This window comes from Photobacterium damselae subsp. damselae, assembly GCF_038086725.1.
Classification (GTDB): domain Bacteria; phylum Pseudomonadota; class Gammaproteobacteria; order Enterobacterales; family Vibrionaceae; genus Photobacterium; species Photobacterium damselae.
Genome location: NZ_CP146971.1, coordinates 347,107 through 363,478, shown reverse-complemented (window position 1 = coordinate 363,478; position 16,372 = coordinate 347,107). Strand labels below are relative to the sequence as shown.

The window sequence follows — 16,372 nt, the reverse complement described above, 5'->3', positions numbered from 1 at the left end:
ATCGTTAAGATCACAGAATAAATTCAGTACCGATCATGGTTGCGGTAAATATTGCGAGGATAAGGCCTAAGACATTTGAGGCTCTCTCTTATCTAGGCCTTAATCATTAGAAAGTATTATTAGTACTCGGTATTACAGGTAACGACCATGACGCTGTAAGAATTCAATCTTGTAGCCATCTGGGTCTTGTACAAAGAAAAACTTAGCCAGTAACGTTCCATCACGGAAGAATTCTTTAATTTCTGCAGGTTCATAACCCAAACCCATTAATTTTTCATGTTCGCTCTCTAAATCATCAACAGCAACCGCGATATGGCCATAACCCGAACCATGAGTATAAGCTTCTTCTACTCCCTCATTCCAAGTTAGTTCTAGTTCCATATCATTTTCATCATTGCGTAGATAAACCAAACTAAAGCCTTCAAAATCCAAACGCTCGGCAATATCAAGGTCTAGGGCATTCTTATAAAAAGCCAGTGACTTATCTAAATCACGAACTCGTACCATTGAATGAATAATCTTAGCCATACTGAAACTCCATTAACTCAGTGAGTATTATTGCCTATCAGTTAGTGTTCTATAAATAAACAAGCGCTCAATAAATAAGCAATGATAAACAATAACTTGTATTTTGCGTAGATACGCTTTATTAATTTGTAGAGATGATACCAATCTGTGACCTTGACTAGCAAATTCCATTTATATCTGCGCTAATCTTGTAACAGAGGTGATGATATGCATTTAGAACGTATTGAAATTTCAGGCTTTAGAGGGATAAAGCGTTTATCTCTTACTTTTGATGAACTCTCCGTGCTTATTGGTGAAAATGCATGGGGTAAATCTTCTCTGCTTGATGCTTTAAGTATTGCTCTCTCTCCTGATGCTCAGTTCTATAACTTCAAGTTCTCTGATTTTCATGTGGATTACACTCTGGGCAATAAAAAAATGACTCAGCTGCAAATCATTCTACATTGGAAAGAAGATGCTGAAGGTGAGCATATTGCACGTCGATATAAAGGATTTGAGCGATTCTGGGTTCTTAAGCACAACATTCGCCACCTCTATTACCAAATTGAAAGCGTTATTGAAAATGACAAGGTGATAACCTATCGCCGTTTTCTAAATCATCATGGTCGAGAAATTCATTGTGATGAAAATGATCGTATGATTAAACGCTGGATGGTCTTACACCCTGTTGTTCGTCTACGTGATGCTCGCCGTCTAAGGTATTATGACGATGATAACAAGCCGCTACACGATAGTAATAATCATGAGCAACTGCAGAGTAATAGTCATAGTGATAATCATGTGAATGGTAACGCGCAACAAGAAGCTCGGATTCAAAAGCGCTTAGATAACACCTGTCGTCGACTTATGACACAACCAGGTCATGTAAATTCAGGGGAGCTAAAAAGCAGTATTAAAGCGCTGCATTCGTTAGTTGATCACTATTTTGCTTTTGCCCCCCACCAGCGTCAGCGTAATTTTAATCGAGCTCATTTCCCTAGCTTTGCCCAATATGCAGAGCACCCATTTGAGCAACTTATTCCTAAAAATTTATCGAAACAAAACCAACTGGTGCTACTGGGCTTGCTGAATGCTTTTATTCGAGCTAGAGGCCCTGTTAGCTTAAAACGCCTTTCACGCCCTATCCTTATTGTTGAAGATCCTGAAGGTCGTTTACATCCAACCATTTTGCAGCAAGCTTGGTCATTTATTAGTTCGATGCCAATGCAAAAGATCTTAACCACAAACAGCCCTGAATTACTCTCTAGTGTACCGCTACAAAGTATTAAGAAGTTAATTCGACAGGCTGATAGAACCCAAGTATTTGAAGTGGGTAAGCGTACTTTAGGCAAAGATGAAACTCGCCGTGTCAGTTTTCATGTCAGGTTACATCGTCCTAGTGCGTTATTTGCCCGTGCTTGGTTATTGGTGGAAGGTGAAACCGAAGTATGGCTGTTTAACGAATTGGCTCGTTATTGTGGATATAACCTAGCTGCTGAAGGGGTTCAAATTATCGAATTTGCTCAAAGTGGTTTGCGCCCTTTGGTCAAAATTGCTCGCTCATTAGGTATAGAATGGCACCTTATCTCTGACGGGGACATGGCTGGGCGCAAATACGCTGAAACAGTACGTAATATGCTAGGTACCGACGCAGAGCGACACCGTCTTACTGTATTACCAGACAGAGACATAGAACATTATCTTTATAATCAGGGATATGAAGCGCTATTTAAGCAATTATCTGGCATTCAAGGTGATGCGCCAATTAACGCTCATAAGATTATTCAACGAGCACTTAAACGTCATGCAAAACCCGATGTGGCTCTTGCCATTGTCGAATACACTCATGAAGGCAAGGTTGATGAGGTACCCTTACTTATTCGCTGGCTACTAAAACGCATCGTCGCCATGTCCCGAGGTGTGAGTTGATTGGTTCTAATCGATGATATTATTAATGCTTAAATTCGATGTTCTTAGAAATTGAGTTCTTAGATATTGTACTCTTAACTATGGGATTTTTCGTTGTAGGTTGTTTTTGAAAAAATAAGGTCACTTGTCCGACTTTAATCCCAAATTTCTTAATATCCGCGAGATTAAACAGATGGTGTTCATCTTGTAAGTACATCCAATCATCAAATTGAACCTGATAGCTTTCATCACCTACGGGTAGATCTAGGGTATAACGCCAATTTATGGCATTACCTTGGGATTTTCCCGTTGCAGTACCAATCACATCGTTTGCCGTTCCTTGATAGACCCCCTCGCTCAATTGGGTAATATGCCAAATACGCTGTTGGGTTTCGCCATCAGAAAAAATAAAGTCTTCAACTAATGTCAGTTGATTATCTTTAACCGTACCTAAAATAGTAACCTCAAAACGTCTTGTCTGTGTATTGGTATAATCTTGCACCATCCCCCAAGCAATAACATGACCGTTAAAGTATTCGAACAAATCTAACTTAGGTTGCACATTTTGATAATCACTCATTTTTTGCGAACAGCTTAGTAACCAAGGGAGTATCATCAACATCATAAAAATTTGTAGATATTTGCTAGCCATAAATTACTCCCTACCAATTAACTCTAAACGTAATTTGGGATATGAACTGTTCGGTGATAGCCAAATAGCAAGGAAAGCGCGATTAAGACTTGGGTTTGAGATCGTTCCAATCACTTTATTTTGAAACAAGAAATACCCAACTTCATCTTGCACCACAAAAATAAGTCGATCACCTTGTCTTACATTGGGCCAAATACCCTGCAATGACTTTAACCATACTTGTCTCTGCTGTTGGCTATATCCTAAATGTTGCCACTGTTCATCGGTTGCCTGTAGTAAATCACTTGCATCAATCTCTCTTTCATAACGAATAATTAACGCGATATTATTGTCATTATTAGCTTGATACTGTCCCGAAGGTGTACGTAGCTGCGCTTGATAGATAGTCCACCAGCCCCATGTCAGTTCGGTATTACCAACAACAGGCCAATTCACCCAGCTAAAATGTTGCTCTGCATAGCTCTGCTCTGACAGCAATAAAGCCCCAATAAACAAAAGAGATTTAAAAAGCATAACGATTCCTCGCGCTTTCAGTTAAATCAAACCGAATCATGCCTTTGGCAACGAGCATATAGACGAGAAAATTTGGGTAACATCTTAAGTAGAAAATAGCTTAGTGCCGCCCAAATCAACATCAGCAGTGGCAACGTTAATGGAACCCCAATAGGCAAAGAGACCGCACCTAGCTTTTCTCCAGCCAAATAGCTCAATGCGCCACCGACGCTACCTAATACAATCAAAGGCTTCATTGGCAGTGATAACAACGTCTCTCTCATAATCCAAACCATAGAGGCAAAACCAAGCCACAGTAAAATCAACCAAAAGGGTAAAATAGGATCAAAGCTTTGGTATAAAGGATCGGTAGAATTAGGAAACGAAAAGAATCCAAACCGCTTTAATAAGAGATCAACCCAGATCCCAGGCATGGCGACACAGAGCGAAAATAAAATACTGCCGCGAAAACAGAGCCAAGCACACAGCAATATAGCTTGAAGAAATAAGATGTAATGGTATTGTCCCCAAACGGCTAAAAACCAATAACCATTAAATACAACACCAACAAAAAGAGTTGTCTTATTCATCTACATGCCTCCTCGAAGCCGTTCCATAGTGCTCTGTTAGTGGTATTTAGGTCTTTCTGCCACCAGCTGAATTGCACTGATTGTCTTTTCTAAAAAGCCCCCTTCACAGTAGCAAAAATAGTACCGCCACATACGGACAAACCGTTCATCATAGCCTCGCAGCGTAATCAGTTCGATATTCTGATTAAAATTTCGATGCCAATCATTTAAGGTACGAGCATAATCTAGCCCCATATCAAATATATCTCGAACCACAAAGTCGCTTTTCTCTGTCATAGTTTTAAGCAACACAGTCACTGAGGGTAAAAATCCACCAGGAAAGATATGCTTCTGAATAAAGTCAACGTTCTTGCTATAGCTGTCATAACGCTGATCGGCGATTGTTATCGCTTGAATGGCAAAACGGCCACCTGGCTTTAATAAAGATTGGCATTTTTCAATATACGTATCCAGATATTCACGACCCACCGCTTCAATCATTTCTATTGAAACAATTTTGTCGTACTCACCTGTTAAGTCACGATAATCTTCTAGTAATAAGGTGATTTGATCATTTAAGCCCAATGCATCTACTCGTTGCTGAGCCCATGCATACTGCTCTTTAGATATGGTGGTAGTAGTGACCTTACAGCCGTAATATTGCGCGGCATAAATAGCCATTCCGCCCCAACCAGTACCAATCTCTAACAAATGATCATCGGGTGTTAAAGCTAATTGCTGGCAGAGGCGATCCATTTTATTAATTTGAGCATGATAGAGATCGTCGAGTTCAGATTGGTAGATTGCGGCTGAGTACAACATATTACGATCGAGAAATGCACTGTAGAGATCATTTCCACGATCATAATGCGCGGAGATATTCTGCTTGGCATTGTCTTGATTATTACGTCGTAACTTATGGCTTAATTTGGTAGAAAGCTGTGTGATCCAAGAGGTTTTAGCTTCAATTTTATCAAGAGTCGCTAAGTTACGAGCCAATACTCGAATAACGTCGGTAACATTGGGGGATTCCCACCAGTGATCAATATACGCTTCACCTGCCGCAATGCTTCCCCCTTGGAGCAAGCGTTTGTAAAAGCTTTGGTTATGAATGGTAAGCTGAGCTTGTAGGTCACTGCTCTTATCACCAAAAAACAGTTGCTCTCCATTTGGCTCAGTTACCGTCAGTCCTGCGTGAGAAAGCTGAGATAAAAGAGCCATAACCACTTTGCGACTAATCTGAAATGAAATACTGCTGGTTAACGGCTTATCTAACGATTTAACGATTGTTGCAGGCTCTTTTAACATACTTCATCCCTCGTATTGATTATGAGCGGGTTGGATGGTTATAAAACGGCGCTTTCTTTATCCATAATTTCAGCGCCTGCCAATAAATCCCAATAATCACTTTAATGGTCATGATCGGTGTTAATATTAGTTGTTTGCCCAGTCGATGTCCTGTAAACGGCTGATATTTAAGTTTCATTGTGGCATCAAAAACTTTTATCGCTCCGGCTTGCTCAGGACAAGAATTCAAATATCTGCTTGTTTGGTGTTTATCATCCGTTAGAGTTAATGTCTCTAGATGTACGCTTAAAACAGTTTGTGGCTGATTGAGTAACCAAGAGTATCTTTGCTCCATCGGATTAAAAGGCGATACGTGAAAGGCTTTTAAGTGCTCTACAGTAAATCGCTGTGATGGTTTCTGGCATTTATCGCCTTCACTCTTTGTCAAAATGGGTAGCGCATAATAATGACGCTGATTCCATGGCGTATTGCTGACTTCAGCTAACACCCAACAAAGTTCATTGTGTTCATTAAAACAGTAATAAAGATTTAACGGACTAAAATACAATCCGCCATAACGCAAATGACCGAGCATATTCACCCGTGTTATTGCACTCATATCCATCCCAGTGAGTTGCGTTAACTTCTCTAATACCGCTTGCTTAAGTTCTTTACCTGTTGTCGGATAAGTTACATTGTCACTATTAAGGTAATCTTGAAACCGAAATCGAACCCAGCACCAAGGCCGGGTACCAAACCACCATTTCTGCTCTAATAACAAATCCAGTGAATCTAATTCAAGGTAAGTCATAAAAATGGGATAACAAAAACTGTGCTTTATCGGATTAAAACGACGATGCCTAACGGTACCTACGTATAAGCCATGTCCTGTGTAATCATCCCCTATGACCTTACCCATTACGCACTCCTTTGATAATTGCTCTGGCTGGGAAGCTCATTAATTGCTTCTATAACATCTAATGCACTTCTTACCCCATCTTCATGGAATCCGTTATACCAATAGGCACCACAAAACCAACTACGTTGAAATCCATTAATATCATGTCGTTTTTGCTGTGCCGCTATTGATTGAGTCGAAAAAACAGGATGAGAATAGGTAAATGTACGCAGAATTTTTGTCGGATCGATCCTTTCTGTCTGGTTCAAACTGACACAAAAGGTCTCAGCAGATTTCAGCCCTTGCAAGATATTCATATTGTAAGTTAACGCTGCTAAACGTTCACTGCCGTGTTCTGATGCTGGAAATAAATGATAATTCCAAGCTGCCCATGCTTTTGGTTCAATTGGTAATAAGTTGGTATCGGTGTGTAACACAACCTCGTTATCTTGATAATGAATATTGCCAAGAACCTCTTTTTCATTTATTGATGGTTTGGCCAACATAGCTAAGGCTTGATCACTATGACACGCGAAGATCACCTGATCAAAAGACTCGATTTGATGAAGCTCTGGTTGTTCCCGATTTTTGATCACAACATCTGCTCTGTCATGAAAACGATGCACAGTCAAAACTGGAGTATTTAGCCTAATATCAGCTTTAAGATCTAACAGCATCTTATTAATGTACTGACGAGATCCACCGGGGATCACTTTCCATTGCGGTCGGTGTGTAATATCAAGCAAACCATGATTTAAGAAAAACTTTAAGAAAAATGGCAATGGGAATTTACGCATATCACTTAAGGTTGAAGACCAAATGGCAGCGCCCATAGGCAAGATATAGTTGGTACAAAAATAGTCACTAAACCCATATTGATTGAGAAAATCCCCTAAAGTCTGACTCGAATCAAAATCTTGTCGTTCAATGGCTTTTTTAGCCTCTCGATTAAACTTAACGATTTCATATAAAAACCGGTAAAAACGGGGATTAACCAAATTAGCTTTCTGGGCAAAAAGCGTTGCTAGTGTGTGACCATTATATTCCAGCCCACTCTGCTGATTGTGTACACTAAAGCTCATTTGAGTATCTTGACCTTTAATGTTCAACTCTTTAAGTAAGCGCTCAAAGTTTGGGTAGGTACGATCGTTAAAAACAATAAAACCAGTATCTATCGCATAATGACCACTTTCAACTTCAACATCGACCGTTGCGGTATGCCCACCTAAGTAATCATTTGCCTCATATAGACTAACTTGATGCTGTTTTTGCAGATACCAAGCACAAGTCAGTCCTGATATCCCTGAGCCAATAATAGCAATCTTCATGACGATCTCCTTGTCATCTTGCGTACCATCCATTGTTGGATATTAACGGGCAATAACGCTATTAACTTCAGCCAATAGGTGAATTTGGTAGGGAAATGAATTTCCGTTTTTTTAGCCGTTATACCAGCACGAATAGATTGAGCAGCATCACTGACACTCATCAACATTGGCATCGCAAAATCATTCTTATCGGTCAGTGGCGTTTTAACAAAGCCAGGAGAAACCAGAGAAACAAAGATGCCTTTTTCTTGTACATCTAAAGCATAACTATAAGTAAGATAAGCAATTGCGGCCTTTGAGGCACCATAAGCTTCAGCGCGTGGTAAAGGAAGATAACTCGCCGATGAACCCATCACGACCAGATGAGTGTGGCTATCGAATCGAGTTTGTAATGCTTCAATACAATTGGCAATCCCAAACACATTAACGGTAAATACACGTTTAACCAATTGTGCGTCCATCTCACCATGATTGATATATTCACAGGTCCCTGCATTTAAAATGATCAGAGAAGGAATAGCAGGAAGCGAATGAAAAGCCTTATGTGTTTGCTCAAGGTCGGTGACATCAAAAACCAAAGCTTCAATAGCAGGATGCTCAGCCATTAGAGCCACCAGCTTCTGATTATTTTGTCCACAAGCGATGACCTGATAACCATCATTCGCATATTGCAGAGCCAGTTCACGACCGATACCAGAACTTGCCCCAGTAATTAACACACTTTTTGGGCAAGTCGCACTTAAATTGGAAGTGGTAACCGTATTGAGATCACTCATTGACCTAACCTCCCTTTAACGGTTTTAATTACCTTTCCAAGTAGAGGAAGTCCTTCATAAACCATGGCACCAAGATCAAAGTAGTCGCGATGGTAGATCACCTTATCTTGCCCAATGCGAATATAGGACATGCCGTCTAGATTTCTGATCTCACCTTTTTCGATTTTTGGATGTGAGTAAACCATGGTCCACTGTACACAAGCTTCATCATCGTGCTCAATAACGTTATGAATGAGAAAAGTACAGCTAGATATGTTGCTATAAAGAGAAACAAAATAATCAAACAATTCCTGCTGTCCCTCTATTCGATGAGCAGGATCTTCAAACACCACATCGTGATCATAAAGTTCATTAATCAGATCCAGTTTATCCTTGTCTAACTGACTGTATATATCAACAAACTTTGCAACGGTGGTATTGGTTATGTTTTCTATCATCCTGATACTCCTTACCGATTTACCCCAATGAGCTAGCTCTTTCGTATTAAAACTAGACTCATTAATGCAACTTGATGAACATAATCACAAAGTATTTATCTCTTTTGCGTTCTTAAACACCTCAATTGCCCGCAACCGTGCTTGTTTGTGATCAACAATGGGAGCTGGATACCCTTTTGTATCGCCGTGCCATAAATGTGGCGTATGAATATATTTATTAGGTACATCAACCAGTTCTGGAATCCATTTACGAATAAACTCCCCCTCAGGATCAAAACGCTCCCCTTGGGTTGTTGGATTAAACACTCGAAAATAAGGCTGAGCATCCGTACCGGTTGAAGCTGCCCATTGCCATCCACCATTATTAGAAGCAAAATCACCATCAATTAAGTGTTGCAAGAACCATCGTTCGCCATGATGCCAGTGCAATAAGAGATCTTTGGTAAGAAAACTAGCCGTAATCATGCGCAATCGATTATGCATCCAACCTGTTTGTTGTAACTGACGCATCGCCGCATCGACAATGGGAAATCCAGTTTTTCCTTGTTGCCAAGCCTTAAGATAATGTGAATCTTCATTCCAAGTAACATATTGGGTATAGGCTTGAAACGGTTGTCCTTTGCAAAGGTGCTTATACTCAGCCATAAGATGACGGTAAAATTCGCGCCAAATCAGTTCATTAACCCAAACAAAACCGCCACATTCTTTATTTATTTCCAAACAAGATGGAGCGATTTGCTGTACCGCTTTCAAACATTGCCGTACTGATAAGGCCCCTATTGCTAAGTAAGGGGATAACGTGCTGGTGCTCTCAAGAGATGGATAATCACGTTGCTGATGATAAACCCCCACTTTATCGCAGCAGAAGCTGTACAAATGCTGCAAGATCACTTCGTCATCAACCGGCCAAGTTAAACTAGAGACTTGGGGATACTGAAAGTCATAGTGTTGAACAGTCCCACATACCGCCAATAATTCCTCTATTTCTTGGCTCAGCTCCTTGTTAATATTTCCCACCATCGCGGTAGGTTCAACAGTCTGTTGCTTATATTGTTTAAGCCACGCTTTTGAATATGGGGTAAAAACTTTAAACGGCTCTCCCTGCTTGTTTAACACCGAACCTGGCGCTAGAGCACAATCATCATCATATTGAACAAGTGAAATTTGATAACGCTTTAAATTAGCCGCGAGTTTTTGATCTCGGTGTTCTTCATTTACTAAATATTGATTGTTACAGTGCACTGAAGCGATATTAAACATCAGACAGATCTCTTCTATTTTTTCTACAGTGCTATCAAAGTCTTCAGTTTCTAACACAATCAACGGAATAGAGAGTTCTGCCAACTGTTCAGTGAGCACAGCCAAGCGTCGTTTGATTAAATCTACTTGTATAGGGGCAACATGATGCTGATGCCATTGCATTGGGGTCGCTATATACAATGCGATAACAGGCAGCAATTGATTACACACCTCTGATAAAGCCGTATTATCAGTGATCCGCAAATCTGAACGAAACCACATTAAGTTATGGCTACTGATTTGATCGATTGACGAAGGCTTATCTTGCATAGCAGTACCTATAACTCACTTGTTTTAAAATCATTGGCATGAATCACTCGTAGACTGCCAGCTAAAATCATGGGAAACGCAAACGCTTGGTTAACAGCTATCAATTCTTGCAGTTGAGGTGTTGTTAGCTTATTTTCACCTACCACTACACAGGCTTTCCATGGCAAAGCGGTTAATGCATCCTGAAACCCGGTAAGTTTATCTGAGATGCTTACTAACGTAGTGACAGCGTAACCTTGATAAGTCAATAATAATGCCTTTATCCATATCAATTCCGATTGCTCAAAGCTTAATAACAAACATCTTGGCGCTTTGGGTTTAACCGCTTTTACCATAACCTCATTACAGCATTGCGTAATCACGCCTTGCCAAAATGCTGACTGGATGCCTTTTAAAGGATTATCAGTATCTGCTATACGGCAATGAATCGGCATTAATACTTGATCTACTAACATATCAAATGGATAAATTTTCATATTCTCAAGCAAAATTTTACTGAGTTTATGACTGTCCAATTTCTCAACTTCTGCCATCATCGCGTCAATTAATTCATGATGAAACTCTGTTGTTGCTTGTTCTCTTGCTTGTCCTTGAGTCTCTAACAACGGTTTTACTTTACTGATAGAGACCCCTTTTTTTAGCCAAGAGACAATCTGACGGATCTTAACAATATCGTCATGGGTATAGAGCCTATGTCCCTTTGGGGTTCTTTGCGGAACAATTAGGCCATATCGGCGCTGCCATGCACGAAGAGTTACACTATTAACCCCTGTGATCTCAGAGACTTCCCCTATGGCATAACGTTTTTCTGTTTGGTTTATTTCTGTCATAACGCGTATTTTATTTGTTTGTTACAAGGCATAACGCAAACGTAAGTTTTCCGGATATGGGTTTAGATACGCTTGTGATGCTAAATATTCGTCTGGATAAAGAGACAAATGATGGTTAATTAAAGTCAGCGGAGCAATCAGAGGTAAATCTCCACATCGATAACGCATGATCAACTCTCGAAGTTCTTCTTTCTGTTCCTTGTCCAGTTCACGCTTAAAGTAGCCCTGAATGTGCAGCAGAACATTCGTATTATTTTTTCGACTTGCGATATGTTTGATTGCATCCATAAAGCGTTGACGGTATTCCTCAAAGAAAGCATCAAGATCATCCCACTGCGATATTTCTGCAACAAATCGCCCCAATTCCCGATAAGCGGGCTGTGAATGAGCCATTAAGCAAAGCTTATATCGAGAGTGAAACTTAATAATGGCTTTAGCGGTGATCCCTCCCTTAATGGCTTGATAGAGATCATGTAAGGCGTAAACACGAAAGATAAAATTCTCTTTAAGATAAGGATCATTTAAACGGCCATCTTCTTCGACCGGGAGCCAAGGCATGTTTTCCATCAATATTTGAGTAAATATCCCTGCGGTGCCACCTGGTACGGTATTGCCATTTTCAATGTAAAGTTTGACTCGCTCCATGCCGCAAGTCGGCGATTTAGCGCAAACAATATAACCACATAAATGTTGAAGTTTTTCTGTTTGAGCTTGAGCAAACTCAGTCATTTGATCGGTAAAATCCACCGAAGCATCTTTTGTTGCGACTAGCCTAATTTGCTCTTCATGCTGTAGTAATCGAATGGTTTGACGAGGCACAGGCATCCCGATGCCAACTTCGGGGCAGACAGGTACGAATTTAACATATGAGTTCAATTCTTCTGCGGCAAAACGGCTGCGCTTATGGCCACCATCAAATCGAACCTTATCACCCAGTACACATGCACTAATACCAACTGGAATATCCATACCTCACCTCGCAAAACTTATACATCCTTATTTATTTGTACAACATGATTTCAAAAAATGCCAATTATTGTACAAAAAAAATATCTGTATAAGTTTGGACTTGGCTATGGGTTATTATCTGAATGAATTGGTTAAATATTAATAACAATCAACAGAAAAGATAAAAAAAACCAGCCTCATATTGCCAGAATGTATAAATCAGTTTAATTTTATCCAAATAAATGATTAAGAATTCTTAGTCATACACGATAGGGATATCACGAATAACAAAATGGCAACACACAACCACAATCATCTTGGCTGTATAAGAACCATGACAGAGACCTATTCACTTTTAATTATTGAAGACGATCTTAAACTGCAACAAATGTTAGCAGATTACTTCCTCACGCAAGGATTTACGGTACAAACACATTCTGACGGTAATGGAGCCATTGAACTGATCGAGTCTAGCAATCCAGATATCGTCTTATTAGATTTGATGTTACCCGGTAACGATGGCTTAACTATTTGCCGACAAGTTCGAGGTAAATATCAAGGTAAACTCATGATGCTAACCGCAAGTCATGACGATTTTGATCATGTTGCCGCGTTAGAGATTGGAGCTGATGACTATGTGGTTAAACCGATAAAACCACGAGTTTTACTGGCTCGTATGCGTATGTTACTACGCAGAGCAAAAATTCAACCAGATACTCCTGTTAATCTCAACGTACTAACCTATGGGAACCTAACACTACATAAGAATCGTAAATTATGTGAGTTCTCAGGCCAGAAAATCTGTATGACAGACAGTGAATTTGATTTGCTATGGCTGTTAGCAAGTTCACCAGATGCTCCATTATCACGTGATTTTTTAACTAAAGAATTACGTGGCATTGAATATGATGGGATTGATAGAACCATTGATAATAAGATTGTGAGTCTACGGAAAAAGCTGTTAGACGATTCTTCAACTCCACAGCGAATTATTACTGTCCGAGGTAAGGGCTATTTATTCGTTCCTGATACGTGGGTATAACAGGGCCACTTATGATGCGTCGCTTATATATTGAGTCATTTATTGGCCTTATTGTGTTGTTTGGCCTGAGTCTTTACTGTTATGAAGTCATTATTTACCGCTGGAATACAGATTATGACTATGTGCTTGAAGATTATGAAGCTGAAGCTCTACACGATTTAGTTGATAACATTTATCATAATGAAGGTTCAAAAGCGGCGTATCTCGCGATCGAAAAATATGCAACTAAAACCCGTCAAACGTTAACTGTTCACAATAAAGAAGAATTACCCGATGATGTAAAAACCTTCTTTTTTACCACAGCACCACAGAGCTACACCTACCATGATGAAGATCGAATTCTCTGGTTTCGATTAACCTTATCATCCGACTTCTATAGCTTGAAACCTAATTTTGATACCCCGTTACGACGAGCGATTGATTTTGATGACAACATGGTTTGGGTGTTCTTTATGGGAGGATTTGCACTCTATAGCATTTTATTTATCTGGTATTTAAGCCGACGAGTCCGATTATTAGAAAAAACGACCTTAGCCTTTGCTCATGGTGAGTTTGCTGCACGAGCTCGAACTGAAAGCCGATTTCGTGTTGGCACGCTAAATCAAAGTTTTAATTATATGGCTGATAAAATATCAAATCTGTTAATCAGCAATAAAGCGCTAACTAATGCGATAGCTCATGAACTTAGAACACCTATTTTTCGGATTCAATGGCAAGCAGAACTTCTTGCTGACAGTGTTAAAGATAAAGAGATACAACAAAAAATAGAGAGTATTGTTGAAGATACTGAAGAGATGGAGTCTATGGTCAATGAGTTACTCTATTATGCGAAAGTAGAACAACCTGACACAGAGCTACATTGCCAAGATATTGTTTTTAATCAGTATCTTAATGACATGTTACAAAACTGGGAAAAAACAGCACAAAGCAAAATCACCTTAAAAACTCCGTTTAAACAAAATATTGTGTCTTCTATTGATACTCAATTGTTTAAACATGTTCTGAATAATTTAGTCAGCAATGCCAGTCGTTATAGTAGAAAGCATATATTAGTTACTCTTTCTCAAGAGCGAGATTCTGTCTTTATTACGGTTGAAGATGACGGCCCAGGGATACCAAATGAGCACTGGCCCTACTTATTTGACCCTTTTTATAGTGCAGATCCAGCACGTAATAAGGCGCAGTCCGGTTTTGGCCTAGGTTTAGCGATAGCCAAACAAATTGTTGCACGACATAAAGGCCAAATTACAATCGGAGACAGTGCCTTATTAGGTGGTGCTAAATTTACTGTGATACTGCCTATAACCTGTCAGTGTGATCCTATATTAGATAGACCCAATATCTCTAAGTGACAATTAAATACAGTATCATGACAGATAATCAGGGAATAAGCCTCTAAGTTAGAGTGATAACAATACTTAGCGTCTACTCCCTATTATTATGATCAAACCTTCATTTTCTTATTCAAAACTCATTCTATTATTAGCTATTTATTTTGGCTTAGTACTTAATATCCCGCTCTATAAAGAACTCTACTATTTAACGCGAAACCAAGCTGTTATCCACTGGGGTTTTTTAGTCTCGATCCCTATTTTTGTCATTAGTACATTAAATTTATTATTTCAGCTTTTTGCTTGGCCAAAGATAACCAAGCCCTTTTTTGCCCTATTATTACTTCTATCCAGCACCATTAGTTATGCTTCTTTTCAGTACCGCACCATCTTTGATAGTGAGATGCTACGTAATTTAATGCAAACATACTCAGGTGAAGCGTTTGCCTATATTAGTATGTCATCCATTGTTTGGATTATAGCCTTTGGTGTTTTTCCTACCCTTGTTTTATTCATGACTCACATTAAGCCAGTAAATAATCAGTGGGGATTTATAAAACATAAATTACTATCGATGGGTGCAAGTGCACTTCTTATCGTTATTATTGGCGGCTTCTTCTATCAAGATTATGTCTCTTTAGGTAGAAATCACAGTGAAGTGAGAAGGTTAATCATACCGACACACTTTATATACAGTGCCAATAAATACATCAAACAGACCTATTTTTCTCCTCCAATGATTTATAGAGAAATAGGTACCGATGCGAAACAAACAGACAAAGCGTTAGCAAGGGCTAAAGAAAAACCGAGTTTAGTTATTTTAGTAGTCGGCGAAACAGCAAGAGCGCAAAACTATCAATTTAATGGCTATCACAAAGCAACAAACCCTTTTACGAGCCTACAAGATGTCATTTTTTATCCCAATGTATCAAGTTGTGGCACAGCGACTGCAATATCAGTACCTTGCATGTTTTCGGCTCTTAATAGAGACAATTACAGTCATGATATTGCTAACAATCAAGATAACGTTCTTGATGTCTTAAAGCGCGCCAACATTGATATATTATGGAAAGATAATGATGGTGGCGATAAAGGTGTTGCTCGCCATGTTACTTACCGAGAAATTAAACCTGATGTAAACAATCTAAACTGTAATGGTAGCAGTTGTTTTGATATGGCCTTATTCGATAACTTAGATAAAGAGATCGATAACATGCAAGGTAATCGTTTGGTTGTTTTACACCTAATAGGCAGTCATGGACCAACCTATTATCAGCGCTACCCGAAAAGCCATGAGATCTTCACTCCTGTATGTGCACGAGCTGATATTGAGAAATGCACAAGAGAAGAAATCACTAATACCTATGATAATACTATTGCATATACTGACTATGTGCTTAGTCAGTTGATTAACCAACTAAGAGCAAAAGAGTCATCATATGATACAGCTCTATTGTATCTTTCTGATCATGGCGAATCTTTAGGAGAACATGGCTTGTATTTACATGGCATGCCCTATCAACTCGCTCCTCGCTATCAAACAGAAATACCCATGATGTTATGGCTATCTCAAAGCTTCAGTATGGAAAATAATTTAGATCCTAATTGCTTAGAAGAGCAAGCCAAACTTTATCATTATTCACATGACAATTTATTCCACTCATTGCTCGGTTTATTCTCAGTTCGTAGTGAAGTTTATAACAAACGTCAGGATATTTTTGCCCAATGCCAAAATCGCCTACCAATTGATTACAATAAGTTACAACAATCAGACAGTCTCCAAAAATAAAACATAGTA

General features: G+C 39.3%; 16 protein-coding genes. 4 read left to right on the top strand and 12 right to left on the bottom strand.

Annotation, left to right across the window (positions count from 1 at the left end; translation table 11 throughout):
* Positions 1 to 132: 132 nt before the first annotated feature.
* Positions 133 to 528, bottom strand: a complete 396-nt coding sequence (locus WAX86_RS16370; RefSeq protein WP_044180210.1) for a VOC family protein — start codon at positions 526 to 528, stop codon at positions 133 to 135.
* A gap of 207 nt (positions 529 to 735) precedes the next feature.
* Between WAX86_RS16370 and WAX86_RS16365 the strand changes: the two genes are divergently transcribed.
* Positions 736 to 2,436 carry a DUF2813 domain-containing protein gene (locus WAX86_RS16365; protein WP_341489701.1) on the top strand — a complete coding sequence of 567 codons (1,701 nt, stop codon included), beginning with the start codon at positions 736 to 738 and terminating at the stop codon, positions 2,434 to 2,436.
* A gap of 22 nt (positions 2,437 to 2,458) precedes the next feature.
* On the opposite strand, the gene WAX86_RS16360 is transcribed toward WAX86_RS16365, so the two are convergent.
* The 11 genes from WAX86_RS16360 to WAX86_RS16310 form a co-directional block, all read right to left on the bottom strand.
* Positions 2,459 to 3,067, bottom strand: coding sequence for a DUF3833 domain-containing protein (locus tag WAX86_RS16360; RefSeq protein WP_341489700.1), 609 nt, complete (start codon positions 3,065 to 3,067; stop codon positions 2,459 to 2,461).
* 3 nt (positions 3,068 to 3,070) lie between these two features.
* Positions 3,071 to 3,580, bottom strand: coding sequence for a chalcone isomerase family protein (locus tag WAX86_RS16355; protein WP_138976542.1), 510 nt, complete (start codon positions 3,578 to 3,580; stop codon positions 3,071 to 3,073).
* Between the two features lie 26 nt (positions 3,581 to 3,606).
* On the bottom strand, positions 3,607 to 4,149 hold the full coding sequence (locus tag WAX86_RS16350; RefSeq protein ID WP_106224146.1) for a DUF2878 domain-containing protein: 543 nt from the start codon (positions 4,147 to 4,149) through the stop codon (positions 3,607 to 3,609).
* Between the two features lie 36 nt (positions 4,150 to 4,185).
* Positions 4,186 to 5,436, bottom strand: a complete 1,251-nt coding sequence (locus tag WAX86_RS16345) for a cyclopropane-fatty-acyl-phospholipid synthase family protein (protein WP_176285214.1) — start codon at positions 5,434 to 5,436, stop codon at positions 4,186 to 4,188.
* Between the two features lie 19 nt (positions 5,437 to 5,455).
* Positions 5,456 to 6,334: a DUF1365 domain-containing protein gene (locus WAX86_RS16340; RefSeq protein ID WP_341489699.1), complete on the bottom strand. Its 879-nt coding sequence runs from the start codon at positions 6,332 to 6,334 to the stop codon at positions 5,456 to 5,458.
* Complete coding sequence (locus WAX86_RS16335) at positions 6,334 to 7,641, bottom strand: FAD-dependent oxidoreductase (protein WP_341489698.1); 1,308 nt, start codon at positions 7,639 to 7,641, stop codon at positions 6,334 to 6,336. The genes WAX86_RS16340 and WAX86_RS16335 overlap by 1 nt, the downstream gene beginning before the upstream one ends.
* A complete protein-coding gene (locus tag WAX86_RS16330; RefSeq protein ID WP_341489697.1) occupies positions 7,638 to 8,417 on the bottom strand; it encodes an SDR family NAD(P)-dependent oxidoreductase in 780 nt (259 codons plus the stop codon). The genes WAX86_RS16335 and WAX86_RS16330 overlap by 4 nt, the downstream gene beginning before the upstream one ends.
* Positions 8,414 to 8,854, bottom strand: a complete 441-nt coding sequence (locus WAX86_RS16325) for a nuclear transport factor 2 family protein (RefSeq protein WP_065171608.1) — start codon at positions 8,852 to 8,854, stop codon at positions 8,414 to 8,416. The genes WAX86_RS16330 and WAX86_RS16325 overlap by 4 nt, the downstream gene beginning before the upstream one ends.
* A gap of 84 nt (positions 8,855 to 8,938) precedes the next feature.
* On the bottom strand, positions 8,939 to 10,423 hold the full coding sequence (gene phrB, locus WAX86_RS16320; protein WP_341489696.1) for a deoxyribodipyrimidine photo-lyase: 1,485 nt from the start codon (positions 10,421 to 10,423) through the stop codon (positions 8,939 to 8,941).
* 8 nt (positions 10,424 to 10,431) lie between these two features.
* Entirely contained in the window at positions 10,432 to 11,253 is an 822-nt protein-coding gene (locus WAX86_RS16315) for a MerR family transcriptional regulator (protein ID WP_341489695.1), read from the bottom strand.
* A 21-nt stretch (positions 11,254 to 11,274) separates the two neighbouring features.
* Positions 11,275 to 12,222 (bottom strand): DUF523 and DUF1722 domain-containing protein, encoded by a 948-nt coding sequence (locus WAX86_RS16310; RefSeq protein WP_341489694.1) that lies wholly within the window; start codon positions 12,220 to 12,222, stop codon positions 11,275 to 11,277.
* A 313-nt stretch (positions 12,223 to 12,535) separates the two neighbouring features.
* Between WAX86_RS16310 and WAX86_RS16305 the strand changes: the two genes are divergently transcribed.
* The 3 genes from WAX86_RS16305 (at position 12,536) to WAX86_RS16295 (ending at position 16,363) form a co-directional block, all read left to right on the top strand.
* The gene (locus tag WAX86_RS16305; RefSeq protein WP_341489798.1) at positions 12,536 to 13,243 is read left to right on the top strand and encodes a response regulator transcription factor; all 708 of its coding nucleotides are present in this window, start codon (positions 12,536 to 12,538) and stop codon (positions 13,241 to 13,243) included.
* Between the two features lie 14 nt (positions 13,244 to 13,257).
* Positions 13,258 to 14,595 carry an ATP-binding protein gene (locus WAX86_RS16300; RefSeq protein WP_341489797.1) on the top strand — a complete coding sequence of 446 codons (1,338 nt, stop codon included), beginning with the start codon at positions 13,258 to 13,260 and terminating at the stop codon, positions 14,593 to 14,595.
* A gap of 88 nt (positions 14,596 to 14,683) precedes the next feature.
* Positions 14,684 to 16,363 carry a phosphoethanolamine--lipid A transferase gene (locus WAX86_RS16295; protein WP_341489693.1) on the top strand — a complete coding sequence of 560 codons (1,680 nt, stop codon included), beginning with the start codon at positions 14,684 to 14,686 and terminating at the stop codon, positions 16,361 to 16,363.
* The last annotated feature ends 9 nt before the right edge of the window (positions 16,364 to 16,372 follow it).

Excerpts from the sequence above, each read along its gene's own strand:
- phrB (WP_341489696.1), bottom strand. The coding sequence starts at position 10,423 with ATGCAAGATAAGCCTTCGTCAATCGATCAAATCAGTAGCCATAACTTA.
- WAX86_RS16335 (WP_341489698.1), bottom strand. The coding sequence starts at position 7,641 with ATGAAGATTGCTATTATTGGCTCAGGGATATCAGGACTGACTTGTGCT.
- WAX86_RS16305 (WP_341489798.1), top strand. The coding sequence starts at position 12,536 with ATGACAGAGACCTATTCACTTTTAATTATTGAAGACGATCTTAAACTG.
- WAX86_RS16340 (WP_341489699.1), bottom strand. The coding sequence starts at position 6,334 with ATGGGTAAGGTCATAGGGGATGATTACACAGGACATGGCTTATACGTA.
- WAX86_RS16315 (WP_341489695.1), bottom strand. The coding sequence starts at position 11,253 with ATGACAGAAATAAACCAAACAGAAAAACGTTATGCCATAGGGGAAGTC.
- WAX86_RS16300 (WP_341489797.1), top strand. The coding sequence starts at position 13,258 with ATGCGTCGCTTATATATTGAGTCATTTATTGGCCTTATTGTGTTGTTT.
- WAX86_RS16295 (WP_341489693.1), top strand. The coding sequence starts at position 14,684 with ATGATCAAACCTTCATTTTCTTATTCAAAACTCATTCTATTATTAGCT.
- WAX86_RS16370 (WP_044180210.1), bottom strand. The coding sequence starts at position 528 with ATGGCTAAGATTATTCATTCAATGGTACGAGTTCGTGATTTAGATAAG.
- WAX86_RS16355 (WP_138976542.1), bottom strand. The coding sequence starts at position 3,580 with ATGCTTTTTAAATCTCTTTTGTTTATTGGGGCTTTATTGCTGTCAGAG.
- WAX86_RS16365 (WP_341489701.1), top strand. The coding sequence starts at position 736 with ATGCATTTAGAACGTATTGAAATTTCAGGCTTTAGAGGGATAAAGCGT.
- WAX86_RS16345 (WP_176285214.1), bottom strand. The coding sequence starts at position 5,436 with ATGTTAAAAGAGCCTGCAACAATCGTTAAATCGTTAGATAAGCCGTTA.
- WAX86_RS16325 (WP_065171608.1), bottom strand. The coding sequence starts at position 8,854 with ATGATAGAAAACATAACCAATACCACCGTTGCAAAGTTTGTTGATATA.
- WAX86_RS16330 (WP_341489697.1), bottom strand. The coding sequence starts at position 8,417 with ATGAGTGATCTCAATACGGTTACCACTTCCAATTTAAGTGCGACTTGC.
- WAX86_RS16350 (WP_106224146.1), bottom strand. The coding sequence starts at position 4,149 with ATGAATAAGACAACTCTTTTTGTTGGTGTTGTATTTAATGGTTATTGG.
- WAX86_RS16360 (WP_341489700.1), bottom strand. The coding sequence starts at position 3,067 with ATGGCTAGCAAATATCTACAAATTTTTATGATGTTGATGATACTCCCT.
- WAX86_RS16310 (WP_341489694.1), bottom strand. The coding sequence starts at position 12,222 with ATGGATATTCCAGTTGGTATTAGTGCATGTGTACTGGGTGATAAGGTT.